The sequence below is a fragment of the Lactococcus sp. FSL W8-0209 genome, assembly GCF_038006585.1.
Classification (GTDB): Bacteria; Bacillota; Bacilli; order Lactobacillales; family Streptococcaceae; genus Lactococcus; species Lactococcus lactis.
In genome coordinates this window covers 85,002-99,677 of sequence record NZ_JBBOVN010000001.1, presented here as the reverse complement: position 1 = coordinate 99,677, position 14,676 = coordinate 85,002, and the positions used below count along the sequence as shown (strand labels likewise).

Sequence of the window (14,676 nt, the reverse complement as noted above, 5' to 3'; positions counted from 1 at the left end):
TCTATATACGCTAGTCTTATTATTGATGTTTTCAATGTTTCTTCAGTTCTATTTGGAAAGGCAAATAGATGATGCTCGACAATTAAGAAGTGAAAAGGAGCAGTTAACAGCTGAATTAATGGTGTCAGTAGCTTTAAAGACTGATTTAAAATCTCAAGGTCAAATTCATTTTGATTCAGGAGATTTGTCCTACAATTTACTGACAGATTCGTCAGCCAGTTCAAAAATTACTGACCATTCAAGTGATGAAAAAACTTATCAATTTAGTATCCATCTAAAAGATGGCACAAGCTTTCAAATAAAAAATTAAAAAAATAACGTTAACTGGTTGACATTGTTTTTTCTTTGCTATATAATTAACCAGTAAACTAATTATGGAGGACGAAATACGATGAGTTTAGCAAATCAAATCGACCAGTTTCTTGGGACAATCATGCAATTTGCAGAAAATAAGCATGAAATATTACTTGGTAAGTGTGAAAGTGATGTGAAACTAACGAGCACACAAGAACATATTTTAATGCTTTTGGCAGAACAAATATCGACAAATGCTAAAATTGCAGAAAAACTAAAGATTTCTCCAGCAGCAGTAACTAAAGCCCTAAAGAAATTACAAGAGCAAGAACTAATTAAATCAAGTCGAGCCACAAATGACGAACGCGTGGTCCTTTGGAGCTTGACAGAAAAAGCGGTTCCGGTTGCTAAGGAGCATGCTACTCATCACGAGAAAACTCTGAGTACTTACCAGGAATTAGGGAACAAATTTACTGACGAAGAACAAGAAGTGATAAGTAAATTCTTATCAGCACTTACGGAGGAATTTCAATGAAAAAGATATTGATGTTACTTGCTATTCCAGCAGTTTTACTCTTGGCAGGTTGTCAAAAATCAGCCAGTAAGCCAGAAGTTGTCACGACTTTTGAGCCAATGTATGAGTTTACGAAGGCAATTGTTGGTGACAAAGTCGATGTCGAAAATATTGTCCCTGCTAATCAGGAAGTTCATGAATTTGAACCAAGTGCAAAGCAAGTTGCGACAATGACAAATGCTGAAGCTATTGTTTACAATTCTAATGACCTTGAAAAATGGGCCAAAAAAGTAAATAATAAAGGGATTAAAATCGAAGCCAGCAAGGATGTTGATAAGATATCTGGTGACCCTCATACTTGGATTAGTCCAAAGCAAGCAATTATTGAAGTTAATACCATTGCCTCTGAGCTTGGGAAAAAATTCCCAGATGATAAAGCAACTTTTGAAAAAAATGCAGCGAGTTATGTCGCTAAATTGAAGAAGCTAGACAGTGAATTTGATACTTTGAAAGATGCTAAACAAAAAACATTTATTACACAACATGAAGCTTTTGCTTATCTAAGTCGTGATTATGGTTTGAAAGAAATTGCGATTGCTGGATTGGATCCAGAAGTAGAACCTTCAGCATCAACGCTAGCTAATTTAAAAGTTGAAATGGAAAAAGCAGGACTAAAAAATGTTTATTTTGAAGGAAATGCTAACAGTAAAATTGCTGAGACTTTAGCAAAATCAGTAGGGGCGAACCTTATTGGTATCAATACTGTTGAAGGATTATCTGACGAGCAGAAAAAAAATGGTGACAATTATCTCACACTGATGCAAGATAATTTGACTGCTTTAAAGAAAACTATCAAGTGAGTTTAAGGAAAAATTAAGATGAAGGATTTATAATGAATTTCTTCCAAAAAATCTTTTCATAAAACTCCTTGAAACTCTCGTTCTCATGAACGGGAGTTTCGTGTTTTTGAAATAAAAATAGATTAGTAAGAAAAACATCGAAATAAGAATTACTATTAGAGATATAAAGAGAAAAAATGAGATATATCAATGTTGAAAACTTGACTTTCTATTATGATAGAGAGCCAGTTTTAGAAAATATCAGCTATCATGTTGATTCCGGTGAATTTGTCACATTAACAGGTGAGAATGGCGCTGCCAAATCAACTCTTATAAAAACAACTTTGGGAATTTTAAAACCTAAAAAAGGTAAAATAAAAATTTCTCCCAAAAATAACCGAGGAGAAAAATTAAGAATTGCTTATCTTCCTCAGCAAGTTGCAAGTTTTAATGCTGGTTTTCCAAGTTCGGTTCATGAATTTGTTATGAGCGGACGCTATCCGAGACAAGGTTGGTTTAAAAAAATGACAGCTCACGACTCAGAACACGTTAAGGCAGCCCTTGACTCAGTAGGAATGTGGGACTACAGAAATAAGCGAATTGGTGAACTTTCTGGAGGGCAAAAGCAAAGAATTGCTATTGCAAGAATGTTTGCTAGTGATCCTGACTTATTTATTCTTGATGAGCCAACAACAGGAATGGATGATGTATCAAGTAGTGACTTTTATGAATTGATGCACCATGCGGCTCATAAACATGGAAAATCTGTTTTAATGGTCACTCATGATCCGGAAGAAGTGAAAGATTATGCTGACCGAAATATCCATTTATTGAAAGATAAAAATGGGAAATTTGCTTGCTTTGATTTGCATACAGACCGCGATAGAGTAGCTCAAGAAAACCAACAAGAATTGAAGGAGGAAGCTGATGTTTGAATTATTTCAGTATGATTTTATGCGAAATGCTCTTTTAGCAGCAACCGCTATTTCAATATTTTCTCCTTTGCTTGGTGTATTTCTTGTACTACGTAGACAGAGTTTAATGTCAGATACATTATCACATGTATCATTAGCCGGTGTCGCTTTTGGGGTTCTCTTAAGTTGGAATCCAACAATTACAACTTTAATTACAGTTGTAATTGCGGCTGTTTTTCTAGAGTATTTAAGAACAATTTATCATAACTATATGGAAATTGCGACGGCCATTTTGATGTCAGCAGGACTTGCCATTGCCCTTTTTATTTTGAATTCCTCAAAAGGAGCAACAAGTGTTAGTTTGGAGCAATATTTATTTGGCTCAATTATCACAATTTCCTTATCGCAAGTGATTATGCTTTTTGTTTTAGCAGCAGTTGTTTTGCTTGGATTTATTCTCTTTTTACGTCCGCTTTACGTGATGACTTTTGATGAAGATACAGCTTTTGTTGATGGACTTCCTGTTCGATGGATTTCGATTGCTTTTAATATTGTCACGGGGGTTGCTATTGCCTTGATGATTCCTGCAGCGGGGGCTTTACTTGTTTCGGCAATTATGGTTTTACCTGCTTCAATTGCGATGCGTCTAGGCAAATCTTTTAAAGCTGTGTTGTTTATCTCGGTTATTGTAAGTTTTATTGGTTTAAATGCTGGCTTGATTGCCTCTTACTATATGGATGCTCCAGCATCTGCCGCAATTACTTTAATTTTCATCGTCCTTTTCTTGGTAACTTCAAGTTTAAAACGATTGATTCGAGCCTAAGAAATAAATAAAAAGAAGTGGTAAAAATCACTTCTTTTTATTTTGTTTTATTAAAAATGTCAAGGAAGCTAGTACTAATTGCTGAAATTTCTAAAATATTATTTTCAAATGGATGAGGAATAATAATTTTATCAGCATGAAGCATCATTCTCTCCTGTGATTTTTGACCATACAAATCATCACCAATGATAGGATGATTTAATGAAGATAAATGGACACGTATTTGGTGAGTTCTTCCAGTATCTAAGGTACATTTAACAAGAGTTTTGTCAGTAAATTTTTTGATAATCTCAACATGAGTCACTGCTTTTTGACCCTTTGCGGAAAGGATTCGTTTATTTTTATCATGGCGATTTTGACCAATGGCCCGATCAATGGTAAAGTGATTTTCTGGGAAATGACCTTTGACTAGTGCCAAGTATTCACGATGAATTTTATTTTCTTCAAACATTTTACCAAGAATAGGGAGAACAAATTGATTTTTTGCAAATAAAACAGCACCAGATGTTGCTTGGTCCAGGCGATGGACAACAAAAACTTCTTGATTGATTGCCGCTGCAACATGATTTTGTAAGGCTAATTCATCAGCCGTATTTCCGTGGGTCTTCATTCCTTCAGGTTTATTAACAACAATCAAATGTTCGTCTTCATAAAGGATGTCAGCTAAATTTGCTGAACCGAATTTTAGAGATAAATTAGAGAAATCCTCATTATCAAAAATAAGAGTGATTTTATCTCCAGCATGGACGAGCTGATTTTCGTTAATAAGCTTGTTATTGACTAAGCAATGTTTTTTCATTCTTAGAAAGTGTCTTTGTTTACGAGGAATGAACCAAGTTTTTTCGAGTAAATCAGAGACAGACTGTTCTATAAAATTTTCGGGTAAAATGAAGTTATATTCCATATTCACATTATACTATAAGTTTTTATTTGGCCCAAAAATATAAGAAACTGAAAGGGTGACAGCATCGGGATTATCAAGAGAATTACTTTTCAATTAACTCTAGGTTTGTTATAATCAAAGTATCTTCTTAAAAATACGTAATAAAGATAACTCAAAATGTAAAAAATAATAAATATTATGAGTGAATTATAGAAAGAGAAAAAAATGCTAACAAAAAAATTTAAAGAAACATTAAAATATGAAGGTTCAGTTTCCCTCACTTCATGGGGAGCAGAGAAAAGTCCTCATGTTACAGGAACATGGATTTCTTATTTACAGCTTACCAGGGATGAACGAATATTGGCACCAGCAGCAGGGATGCATTATTTAGAAGAAGATATTAAAGTGAATGATACAATTTATCTGATGCTTGGGGTTAGAGAAGTCGAAGGTAAAAATGGCTATCAAGGGATTGGCTTTAGGGTGAGTGCTAAAGCAAAACTTATTTCAAATGGTCCAGAATTTGAAATGATGAAAGAAAAGTATCCATTTTTGCGATCAGTTCTTGAACTTACTCCGGTGGAAGTAGAACAACTATTATAAAGATAATATTTCATCTTAGAAGTTTTATTTATAAAATTAAATGAGGTTTGAATAATTATAAAATGATTTATTAATCATTTTTTTAATATAATAGTTATTAAGGGGTGAAAAATATGAAATTTTATGATATTGAATTTTTAAAATCGCAAGCTGGACTTAGTGATTATCTTCGATATATCTTTATTTTTGGGAGTCTTGTAGTTCTTGTTATTGTATTTGCTATATATATTAAGCATAGAATTAAAACGAAATATAGAGATCTTAGTATTATTTTATTATTATTTATTATTTTAGAGATTGGTATACAATATTCAAATTATCAAATTAATCAATCTAAGCATACTCAATCTTCACAGATGGTTGGATTTATTGAAAGAGTCGCTAAAAACGAAAGAACGAATAAAAATAATATTTTTGTTAATTCCACGCAATTAGCTGATGGTGTGATTGTAAAGATAAAAGGTGATTATTATAAAGTTAACCTTAGTGCTGATCAACAGTCATACACCCTTACTAAAAGTTACTTGATTAATCCCGAAAAATAAAAAATTAGGAGTTAAAATGCAATTATACAGCCCAATAATACTAAAATTTGCTTTAGGTATTATTTGTTTAATTATTCAAATAAATTTAATGGGGAAAGGTAATCTTGCCCCCTCATCAGCAATGGATCAAGTTCAAAATTATGTTTTAGGGGGAATTATTGGTGGAGTCATCTATAATGATTCTATTACGGTTTTACAATTTGTCTTGGTTCTAATCATATGGACACTGTTAGTATTAATTTTAAAATTTGCAAAGGAGCACAATCGCTATGTAAAATTAATCGTTGATGGTAAACCATTGACTCTTATTCAAGATGGAAAAGTGAGAGTAAATGAATGTCTCAGAAATGGAATCTCTGCTAATGAATTAATGTTTAAATTACGTTCCAATGGTATCTATGAGATACATAATGTTAAAAGAGCTATTTTAGAACAAAATGGTCAATTGACATTGATTGAATTTGGTGGTGAAAATATTAAATATCCAATTATTGTTGATGGACAAGCTAATTTTGATGTTCTCGAATTAATTGATAAAGATGAAAATTGGCTTGAACAACAAATTAATCTGCAAGGATATAACCAAATTAAGGAAATATATTTAGGAGAATACTTATCAGGTAAACTTAAACTTTACGGATATACAAAATAATATTAGAAAGCGAATACTCTTGTTTTAATTTAGAGTTAGTTAGCTAAATTATAAATAGAATTTTGGTGCTAGAAGTGAAACAATTGAAAAATCTAGAGAAACCTTTATAATAAAACATAAATCCCTTTCGTTTTACAAACTTACATTGTAAGCCAAAGGGATTTTTGGTAAAATAATCAGAACTGAAAAAATGAAATCTAAATACCTTACAAAGATGTAAGGCAAAAAAAGCAGAAAAGTATTAAAATAAGGTATTGCTGTATTCATTTGAGTAAGTAAAGAAATAAAAAGCATCTGAGGAACGATATATGTCTGAAAATAATAATTTCAGTCGGCGTAATAAAAAGGAATATAAAAAAAATAGTTTAAAAATTCCTAATTTACGCCCTAAAAAACAAAAAAAGCTTGAAGAAGAAATAGAAAAACCGGCTAAAACGAAGTTCGGTAAATTCATGAAACCAATTAAACGGTTCTGGAAATGTTATAATCTGACAAAAATCACAATTATTTTTGTCTTAGTAGCCATTGTTTCGACAGGTTCATATCTTTTTTACTTAGCTAAAACAGCTAATGTTAAAGTACTGCAAAGTTCTATTTCGGCACAAACAGTCATTTATGACAAAGATAATAATGAAGCTGGAAATCTTTATGGTCAAAAAGGAACACCGGTCAAGATTGACCAAATTTCCAAAAACATTACAAATGCTGTTGTGGCAACTGAAGATAGAACTTTCTATAAAAATCATGGTGTCAATTTGAAACGTTTTGCTCTAGCAGCCGTTACTCTGGGGCGTTTTGGTGGTGGTTCAACAATCACTCAGCAATTGGCCAAAAATGCTTATTTGACTCAAGAACAAACGATTGACCGTAAAGCGCGTGAGTTTTTCTTGGCACTTGAAATCAATAAACATTATAGTAAAGATGAGATTCTTGATATGTATCTGAATAATTCTTACTTTGGTAATGGTGTTTGGGGAATTCAGGATGCAGCTTTGAAATACTTTGGTGTTCCAGCAAGCGAAGTAACTGTTGATGAAGCAGCAAGTCTTGCGGGAATGTTAAAAGGGCCAGAAATTTATAATCCTCTTTACGAAAAAGGAAAATATGCGACTGACCGACGTAATACAGTTTTGCAAAATATGGTTAATGCTGGTTATTTGGAGCAGTCACAGGCAGATACTTTTATGAAAGTTGACTTACAAGCTCAATTGCAAGACAATTATCAATCTAAAAGTAGTCAATATAAATATCCAAGCTATTATAATGCTGTAATTTCTGAAGCGGAACGCAAGTATGGTCTGACATTACAAGAAATCATGAATAATGGTTACAAGATATATACGGGCATGGACCAAAATATGCAATCCGGCTTGCAAAAGACTTATTCTGACCCAAGTTTCTTCCCACAAGCATCTGATGGAACTTATGCCCAATCTGCTTCGGTTGCTATTGACCCTAAAACGGGAGCTGTCAATGCTCTTGTCGGAAATGTTAATACAGAAGGTTCAAATAGCTTTACTGATTATAACTATGCTACAATGTCTAAACGTTCTCCTGGTTCAGTTATTAAACCTCTTATTGTTTACGCTCCAGCAATTGAAGCGGGGTGGTCAATTGATAAAACGGTTGATGATTCACCAGCAGATTATAATGGCTGGAAACCAACCGATTTTGATAATCAATGGCGTGGACAAATCCCAATGTATACTGCTTTAGCAAATTCATATAATATTCCAGCTATTAATACATATCAAGCGATTGGACCAAAAGTCGGAAATGCTTTAGGGCGTGAGTTTGGTTTAGATTTAAGTAGTAAAAATGATGTTTTACCGACGGCACTCGGAGCTGGAGTTGAAACGAATCCATGGCAAATTGCTCAGGCTTATCAAGTTTTCGCAAATGGCGGAGTGATGAATGATGCGCATTTGATTACTAAAATTGAAAATGCTGCAGGACAAGTTGTAAAAACAGCAAAGGTAACCAAAAAACGGGTTATTAGTAAAGATACAGCTGACAAAATGACTCAAATGATGCTGGGGACTTATACTAATGGTTCTGCTTGGAAAGCTTCACCTAAGTCTTATACACTTGCTGGTAAGACAGGAACCAATGAAGACCAAGACCAATGGGTAGTAGGTTATACACCGGATGTGGTTATGGCTCTCTGGGTTGGTTATGCGGATGGGAAATATAAACTGACAGGTTCATCAGAAGGACAAACCTCAGTCATTTTCCGTCAAGAAGCTAGTTATATGTTGCCTTATACTAAAGGAACGGCATTTACAGTTGAAAATCCTTATGCGGAAGCAGGTGTTGCCGCACAAGAACCTTATTGGACTCAACAAAGACAATATCAAGATGATATTGTGGACCAAGAACAAGCAGAAGCTCACACGACTGGAAATACACCAGAAAGCTCTAGTTCTAGCTCTTCATCGTCTTCAGATTCTGGTGGTTTGGACCTTGGAAAAGTAGGTAAAGATATTGGAGATGCAGCTAAAAATGCTTGGGATAAAGTTAAAGGGATTTTTGGCAACTAAAACTGAAAAAAGAGGTAGAAATATGGTAGAATTAGAGGTAAAGCGTAGTAGTTTTAAGACAAGAAAATTTTAAAGAATAAAGATAGAAATCGAGAAGAAAAATGAAGCGTTACGTCACAGGTTTTAATGGATTACGGACGATTGGTGTTTTAACAGTTATTCTATATCACCTCTGGCCAAACCATGTTCAGGGTGGTTTTCTTGGTGTTGTTTTATTCTTTGTTCTCTCGGGCTATTTGGTGACGGATTCGCTCCTTCGCGAGTATGAAAAAAATAAGAAGATTAATATTTGGAAGTTTTGGGGAAGAAGATTAAAGCGTCTCTATCCATTACTAGTTGCAATTTTTCTTCTTGTGACACCTTATATCATCATTTTTCAACCTAATTTGTGGGCGGGATTACGTTCTAATTTCCTTTCTGCTGTATTTTCGGTTCAGAACTGGTGGCAGATTTCGCAAGGAAGTTCATATTTTGCTGATATTGCGGGTGCTTCACCTTTCAAACATATTTATTATTTATCAATCGAGGGGCAATTTTTCATCCTTTGGCCTTTGCTGTTGATTGTTTTGCTAAAATTTGTTAAAAAAAGAGGTCGGATTTTTGTCATTGCTAATGTTTTGGCCTTGATTTCGGCAATTTGGATGGCAATTCTTTTCGTTCCTGGGGCAGACCCAACGCGGGTTTATTATGGTACGGATACGCGTTTCTTTAGCTTGATAATGGGGGCTAGTCTTGCTTTCATTTGGCCTTTGAATAAACTTTCACATAAGGTTAATAAACGAGCGGTTAAAATTGCTTGGCAGTTGACTATTGGATTATCTTTGCTTTTGCTGCTTGCTTATATCTTTATGCCTGCTCAAGGGACATTTACTTATTATGGCGGAATGTGGCTAGCAAGTTTGGCCAGTGTGATAATGGTTGCTTTGGTGGCACATCCAAGTCTTCCGACTAACAAGCTATTTTCAAATCCTGTTTTTGAATATATTGGTTCACGTTCTTACGGAATTTACTTGTGGCAACTTCCTGTTTTTGCTTTCGCTGAAGCTAAGGTACTTGCTCCTACCGCTTGGTATAATTTAATTTGGCAATTGGCGCTCATTCTTATTCTGACGGAACTTTCATATCGTTTGATTGAGCTGCCAACGCAGCGCTTTGATTATAGTAATATTTTAGGAATCCTTCAAAATTTTGTTCGAGAAAAAGGTTGGAAACTTAAAAAGAATATTTTACCGATGCTCCTTTCAGGGCTTGCTCTGATAGGTTTAGGTTTCATTATTTTTTCACCGCCTTCACCCCATGACCAACGAGTGATTGAAGAAAAAATAATGGCCCAACAGGTTGCACTACAAAAGAAACAATTGGCTGAGGCAAACAACAAAGTGCCGATGTCCTTAAAGGCGGTAGCAGAAAAGTATAAGGTTCAACCTGTAGTTGCTGAAAAAGCTTCTCAAATGAATGTTCTAGCCCTTGGAGATTCGGTTATGGTTGCTGCTTCTACAAATCTTCAAGAAGTTTTTCCACATATGTATATTGATGCAGCAGTTGGAAGACAAGCAGAGTCACTGGCGACAGACTTAACGAATGCTAAATCAAAAATGCCTAATCCTGATGCTTACTTAATTGGTCTAGGAACAAACGGAACAATTAAAGAAGCAGAAATTGACGCAGCGATGAAAGTTGCTGGAGATAAACCTGTTTATTGGTTGAATGTTCACGCAGACCGTGTTTGGGCAAAACCTAATAATAATTTGCTGACGAAAATGGCAAAGAAATATAAAAATTTGAAAATTATTGATTGGAATAAAAAAGCATCTGGTCAAAGTTCATGGTTCTACAGTGATAATATTCATCCTAAAGGAACAGGGGCCGAAAAATACGCCGCTTTAGTAGCTAATAGTCTGACCAATATGGAAAAATAGTTTGCGCTTCTAAATAATTTTTGATAGAATAAGAGATAATATGTTAAGAAAAGCTGGATTAGCGTGCACCATATGTGGTTCACGAAATTATACACTCAATCTTTCGTCAGTTGCGAAAGAAAAACGAGTTGAAGTTAAAAAGTTTTGTCGTACTTGTGGCAAACACACATTACACAAAGAAACGCGTTAAATCGTATTTACTTTAATAGGGTTTAAACACGTCGAACTGGCATTCTGTCAGTAAACTTTTATAAGAAATGGACTCTGTCAGTAAATTTGTGGCAGTGATAGGAAAAGATTATGTTTAAATTTATTGGTAGCATTATTGAAGAAATGAAATTAACCACTTGGCCAAGCAGAAAACAATCTGTTCGTGATTTTTTTATGGTCATTGAATATACAGCTTTCTTCTTGGTGTTCATCATAATTTTCGATTGGGTAACTCAACATGGAATTACATTTAGTGTTAACCATTTAATCCCATTTCTTAAATAATCTATAAATCTGTCAGTTTTGACAGATTTTTCTTTTCTAATTTTAGTAAAAGTCCTTTTAATTCAAGATAAATATGATATAATAATATTATCTGATAAGGGCTTGGCCCTTTTTCTTGTACCCAAATTACTGACAGAATTTCTGTCAGCTGGGATTTTAACTGATTAAGTAAAAAATAAATACAGAGGTATTTCAAATGGAAGATAATAATTTAGTAAGTTTTGACCAAGGTTGGTTCGTTATTCAAACCTATGCAGGTTATGAACGTAAAGTTAAAGAAGATTTGCTTGAGCGTGCTGAACTTTATAACATGGCTGACAAAATTTTGCGTGTCGAAATTCCAACTGAGACAATTCGTACAGAAGTTAATGGCAAAATGAAAGAAGTTGAAGAAAACTTATTCCCAGGTTATGTTTTGGTTGAAATGAATATGACTGATGAAGCATGGTTTATTGTCCGTAATACACCAAATGTTACTGGATTCGTTGGTTCACACGGGAATAGATCAAAACCTACACCACTTTTTGAACAAGAAATTCAAGATATTTTGGTTGGCATGGGTAAAGTTGTTCGTGAAATTGACTTTGATGTTTTTGTTGGAAAACGTGTTCGTATTGTTGACGGTGCCTTTTCAGGATTTGAAGCTCCAATCACAGAAATCAATGGCGACAAATTGACTCTGACTGTTGATATGTTTGGTCGTGCAACTCCAGTTGAATTGGACATGCACCAAATTGAAGATATTCAAGCCTAATTAAGTATTATAATAAAAAAGCCACGAGAATTCGTGGCTTTTTGCGAGTTTACAGAATATTTGTTATAATTATAAAAAATGTGATTGGGGAATAAATATCATGGTAACTTTTTATCAGTCAACACGTGATAAATCAAATAAAAAAACAGCGTCACAAGCTATTTTACAAGGTTTGGCAGAAGATGGTGGACTTTTTGTTCCCGTTGACTTTCCAAAAGTTGATTTAGACTTTGAAAAATTAAAAAACGCTTCTTATCAAGAAATTGCTGAACTTGTTTTGAAAGCATTTTTTGATGATTTTTCTGCTGACGAAGTTAAATCAATGGTGACAAAAGCATACGGAGAAAAATTCGATAGTCCGGAAATTGCACCGCTTAAAAGACTTGGGAATCACTATATTCTTGAACTTTTTCATGGTGAAACGATTGCTTTTAAAGACATGGCACTCTCTATCTTACCTCATTTAATGACCCAAGCGGCTAAGAAAAATGGTGTGACTAATGAAATTGTTATCTTGACTGCAACTTCTGGGGATACAGGAAAAGCCGCAATGGCCGGTTTTGCTGATGTGCCCCAAACAAAAATTATTGTTTTTTATCCCAAAGGTGGTGTCAGCCATATTCAAGAGCAACAAATGCTGACTCAAAAAGGGGAAAATGTTCATGTTGTTGGAATTGATGGAAACTTTGACCAAGCTCAAACCGCAGTAAAAGAAATGTTTAATAACAAAGTTTTACATGATCAACTTTTGAAAAATAATAAACAATTTTCGTCAGCAAATTCAATGAATATTGGACGTTTGATTCCACAAGTTGCTTATTATATTTATGCTTACGCACAACTTGTCAAAACTGGTCAAATTACTGACGGAGAAGAAATTAATTTTTCAGTTCCAACAGGGAATTTTGGAAATATCTTAGCGGCTTATTATGCTAAAAAATTGGGCTTGCCCGTTCATCAGCTCATCTGCGCTTCAAATAAAAATAATGTGCTGACAGACTTTTTCAAAACAGGACTTTATGATAAAAATCGTGAGTTTTATGTGACAAGTTCACCTTCAATGGATATTTTGGTCTCTTCAAATCTTGAACGTTTAATTTTTGAATTAACTGACGAAAATGATAAAGTAACTTCAGATTTACTGACAGCCTTATCAGTAGAAGGACATTATCAAATTTCTAAAGAAATGATTACTAAACTTCAGGGATTTGTGGCCGACTGGGCATCAGAAGATGAAATTTCAAAAGAAATTCAAGAAACTTTTGAAAATGAAAAATATGTTCTGGACCCTCATACAGCAGTAGCAAATTATGTCTATCATCAAATTCAACCCAAAGAAAAAACAGTTGTGGTCAGCACGGCAAGTCCTTATAAGTTTCCAAAAGTTGTTTTAGAGGGGCTTGAAGATGATAAAACAAAGCTGTCAGTAAATAGAGACGATTTTGCTGCTGTTAAATCACTTGAAAAATTGAGTGGGATTCCATTACCAAAAGCAGTCATCGGACTTGAAGAAGCAGAAGTTCTACATCATACCGTTATTCCAGCCGCTGAAATGCAAAAAGAAGTAGAAAAATATCTTGGCTTAAAATGAAAACAAATAGAGAAATATTAAAATTCGTATTTCCGGCGATTATTGAAAATTTCTTACAAATGCTTGTAGGGGTGAGTGACACAATGATTGTCGCTCACCTTAGTCTTTCTGCCGTAGCAGCTGTTTCTTTGGCTAATAATCTCATCACGGTCTATCAGGCGATTTTTATCGCTTTGGGAACAATTGTTTCAAGTTTATTTGCCAAAGTGCTTATTGCAAAGAAGGTAGAGGAAAATCCAAAAAGATTAATTAATTCTGCTACCAAACTGACTTTTTTAATTGGTCTTGCCTTGGGGATTGTTTCAGTTGTGGGAGCACGACCTATTCTCTATTTACTTGGTGCTCGTCAGCGGGTTTTAGAGCTTTCCATTATTTATCTTAGTTTAGTAGGTGGCTTGATTGTCCTTTTGGCTTTAATGACGACTTTTGGAGCCTTTCTACGGGCTGATGGAAATACCAAGACACCGATGTGGGCAAGTTTTTTTGCCAGTCTTCTAAATTTGATACTGTCAGTTGTCTTTATTTTTGTTTTCCATTTAGGAGTGTTGGGAACAGCACTTGGAGCGGTTATTGCTAGATTTATTGGGGTGCTTTTCCTCTATTATAAGTTAAAAGATAAGCGACCCGATTTTCAATTTTATAAAGAAAAATTGGACCATCAATTGATTAAATTAAGTTTACCAGCAACTGGAGAGCGTTTGTCAATGCGTTTGGGCGATTTGCTCATCATGATGATTATTGTCAGATTAGGCGAACGTGTATTTGCAGGAAATGCAATTGGTGAAAGCATTACACAATTTAATTATATGCCCGTTTTCGGAATGGCCACCGTAACAGTGATTTTGGTAGCACAAGCAGCAGCTGAAAATAGTATTGAAAATGTTAAAGCTTATATCAAAAAGACCTACTGGTTAGCGACGATTATGATGTTTGTGATTGGTTTGGCCCTTTTACTGACAGCCAATATTCTAAATCAATTTTTCACTACCGACAGAATTGCCATGAATGCAAGTACCACTGTTATTTTGTTTTCATTTTTAGCGACTTTTTTCGTCACAGGAGCAACAACTTATACAGCAGCTTTTCAGGGAATAGGAAACACAAAACTTCCTTTTTATGCCACAACGCTAGGGATGTTTGGCATTCGCTTGCTTTTAGGAGCATTTTTAGCCTTAGGATTAAAATTAGGGCTAGAGGGAGTTTGGTTAGCAGTTTTACTTGATAATCTCTTTAGATTTATTTTTCTCAAAATCAAGTTTAATCGAAGCCTCACAAGCAAAATTTTAAAAAAAAAATACTGACAGCTTTTC

Annotated in this window: 16 protein-coding genes; 15 read left to right on the top strand and 1 reads right to left on the bottom strand. The window is 34.4% G+C overall.

Translation table 11 applies throughout. From position 1 onward, the window contains the following. Window positions 1-25: 25 nt before the first annotated feature. The 5 genes from comGG to MKX45_RS00560 all read left to right on the top strand — a co-directional run bounded on the left by comGG (window position 26) and on the right by MKX45_RS00560 (window position 3,384). Window positions 26-310: a competence type IV pilus minor pilin ComGG gene (gene comGG, locus MKX45_RS00580; RefSeq protein WP_057720548.1), complete on the top strand. Its 285-nt coding sequence runs from the start codon at window positions 26-28 to the stop codon at window positions 308-310. 81 nt (window positions 311-391) lie between these two features. Further along, the gene (locus tag MKX45_RS00575) at window positions 392-829 is read left to right on the top strand and encodes a zinc-dependent MarR family transcriptional regulator (protein ID WP_010906313.1); all 438 of its coding nucleotides are present in this window, start codon (window positions 392-394) and stop codon (window positions 827-829) included. Next, window positions 826-1,668 (top strand): metal ABC transporter substrate-binding protein, encoded by an 843-nt coding sequence (locus tag MKX45_RS00570; protein WP_015427160.1) that lies wholly within the window; start codon window positions 826-828, stop codon window positions 1,666-1,668. Before MKX45_RS00575 ends, MKX45_RS00570 begins: the two co-directional genes overlap by 4 nt. A 176-nt stretch (window positions 1,669-1,844) precedes the next feature. Continuing rightward, window positions 1,845-2,582 (top strand): metal ABC transporter ATP-binding protein, encoded by a 738-nt coding sequence (locus MKX45_RS00565; protein ID WP_015427159.1) that lies wholly within the window; start codon window positions 1,845-1,847, stop codon window positions 2,580-2,582. Further along, entirely contained in the window at window positions 2,575-3,384 is an 810-nt protein-coding gene (locus MKX45_RS00560; protein WP_340816709.1) for a metal ABC transporter permease, read from the top strand. The genes MKX45_RS00565 and MKX45_RS00560 overlap by 8 nt, the downstream gene beginning before the upstream one ends. 37 nt (window positions 3,385-3,421) lie before the next feature. Here MKX45_RS00560 and MKX45_RS00555 read toward each other — a convergent pair whose 3' ends face one another. Continuing rightward, window positions 3,422-4,288 (bottom strand): RluA family pseudouridine synthase, encoded by an 867-nt coding sequence (locus tag MKX45_RS00555; RefSeq protein ID WP_057720547.1) that lies wholly within the window; start codon window positions 4,286-4,288, stop codon window positions 3,422-3,424. Between the two features lie 204 nt (window positions 4,289-4,492). On the opposite strand from MKX45_RS00555, the gene MKX45_RS00550 reads away from it, so the two are divergent. The 10 genes from MKX45_RS00550 to MKX45_RS00505 all read left to right on the top strand — a co-directional run bounded on the left by MKX45_RS00550 (window position 4,493) and on the right by MKX45_RS00505 (window position 14,667). Further along, on the top strand, window positions 4,493-4,870 hold the full coding sequence (locus tag MKX45_RS00550; protein WP_057720546.1) for a pyridoxamine 5'-phosphate oxidase family protein: 378 nt from the start codon (window positions 4,493-4,495) through the stop codon (window positions 4,868-4,870). Between the two features lie 113 nt (window positions 4,871-4,983). Then, the gene (locus tag MKX45_RS00545; protein WP_010906308.1) at window positions 4,984-5,415 is read left to right on the top strand and encodes a DUF3290 domain-containing protein; all 432 of its coding nucleotides are present in this window, start codon (window positions 4,984-4,986) and stop codon (window positions 5,413-5,415) included. 16 nt (window positions 5,416-5,431) lie between these two features. Continuing rightward, window positions 5,432-6,067, top strand: a complete 636-nt coding sequence (locus tag MKX45_RS00540; RefSeq protein ID WP_340816708.1) for a DUF421 domain-containing protein — start codon at window positions 5,432-5,434, stop codon at window positions 6,065-6,067. 308 nt (window positions 6,068-6,375) lie between these two features. After that, entirely contained in the window at window positions 6,376-8,607 is a 2,232-nt protein-coding gene (locus MKX45_RS00535) for a PBP1A family penicillin-binding protein (RefSeq protein WP_340816707.1), read from the top strand. A 101-nt stretch (window positions 8,608-8,708) separates the two neighbouring features. After that, a complete protein-coding gene (locus MKX45_RS00530; protein ID WP_128267866.1) occupies window positions 8,709-10,526 on the top strand; it encodes an acyltransferase family protein in 1,818 nt (605 codons plus the stop codon). A 40-nt stretch (window positions 10,527-10,566) separates the two neighbouring features. Continuing rightward, window positions 10,567-10,716: a 50S ribosomal protein L33 gene (gene rpmG, locus MKX45_RS00525; protein WP_010906305.1), complete on the top strand. Its 150-nt coding sequence runs from the start codon at window positions 10,567-10,569 to the stop codon at window positions 10,714-10,716. Window positions 10,717-10,826: 110 nt separating this feature from the next. After that, window positions 10,827-11,021 (top strand): preprotein translocase subunit SecE, encoded by a 195-nt coding sequence (gene secE, locus MKX45_RS00520; protein WP_003129978.1) that lies wholly within the window; start codon window positions 10,827-10,829, stop codon window positions 11,019-11,021. A gap of 196 nt (window positions 11,022-11,217) precedes the next feature. After that, entirely contained in the window at window positions 11,218-11,775 is a 558-nt protein-coding gene (nusG, locus tag MKX45_RS00515; RefSeq protein WP_003129977.1) for a transcription termination/antitermination protein NusG, read from the top strand. Window positions 11,776-11,875: 100 nt separating this feature from the next. Then, on the top strand, window positions 11,876-13,366 hold the full coding sequence (thrC, locus tag MKX45_RS00510; RefSeq protein WP_057720542.1) for a threonine synthase: 1,491 nt from the start codon (window positions 11,876-11,878) through the stop codon (window positions 13,364-13,366). Beyond that, a complete protein-coding gene (locus MKX45_RS00505) occupies window positions 13,363-14,667 on the top strand; it encodes an MATE family efflux transporter (RefSeq protein WP_340816706.1) in 1,305 nt (434 codons plus the stop codon). The genes thrC and MKX45_RS00505 overlap by 4 nt, the downstream gene beginning before the upstream one ends. Window positions 14,668-14,676: the final 9 nt, after the last annotated feature.

Coding starts and splice junctions, on each gene's coding strand:
- MKX45_RS00535 (WP_340816707.1), top strand. CDS start 6,376: ATGTCTGAAAATAATAATTTCAGTCGGCGTAATAAAAAGGAATATAAA.
- MKX45_RS00530 (WP_128267866.1), top strand. CDS start 8,709: ATGAAGCGTTACGTCACAGGTTTTAATGGATTACGGACGATTGGTGTT.
- MKX45_RS00550 (WP_057720546.1), top strand. CDS start 4,493: ATGCTAACAAAAAAATTTAAAGAAACATTAAAATATGAAGGTTCAGTT.
- MKX45_RS00555 (WP_057720547.1), bottom strand. CDS start 4,288: ATGGAATATAACTTCATTTTACCCGAAAATTTTATAGAACAGTCTGTC.
- MKX45_RS00545 (WP_010906308.1), top strand. CDS start 4,984: ATGAAATTTTATGATATTGAATTTTTAAAATCGCAAGCTGGACTTAGT.
- MKX45_RS00575 (WP_010906313.1), top strand. CDS start 392: ATGAGTTTAGCAAATCAAATCGACCAGTTTCTTGGGACAATCATGCAA.
- MKX45_RS00540 (WP_340816708.1), top strand. CDS start 5,432: ATGCAATTATACAGCCCAATAATACTAAAATTTGCTTTAGGTATTATT.
- secE (WP_003129978.1), top strand. CDS start 10,827: ATGTTTAAATTTATTGGTAGCATTATTGAAGAAATGAAATTAACCACT.
- MKX45_RS00565 (WP_015427159.1), top strand. CDS start 1,845: ATGAGATATATCAATGTTGAAAACTTGACTTTCTATTATGATAGAGAG.
- MKX45_RS00560 (WP_340816709.1), top strand. CDS start 2,575: ATGTTTGAATTATTTCAGTATGATTTTATGCGAAATGCTCTTTTAGCA.
- MKX45_RS00570 (WP_015427160.1), top strand. CDS start 826: ATGAAAAAGATATTGATGTTACTTGCTATTCCAGCAGTTTTACTCTTG.
- comGG (WP_057720548.1), top strand. CDS start 26: ATGTTTTCAATGTTTCTTCAGTTCTATTTGGAAAGGCAAATAGATGAT.
- MKX45_RS00505 (WP_340816706.1), top strand. CDS start 13,363: ATGAAAACAAATAGAGAAATATTAAAATTCGTATTTCCGGCGATTATT.
- thrC (WP_057720542.1), top strand. CDS start 11,876: ATGGTAACTTTTTATCAGTCAACACGTGATAAATCAAATAAAAAAACA.
- nusG (WP_003129977.1), top strand. CDS start 11,218: ATGGAAGATAATAATTTAGTAAGTTTTGACCAAGGTTGGTTCGTTATT.
- rpmG (WP_010906305.1), top strand. CDS start 10,567: ATGTTAAGAAAAGCTGGATTAGCGTGCACCATATGTGGTTCACGAAAT.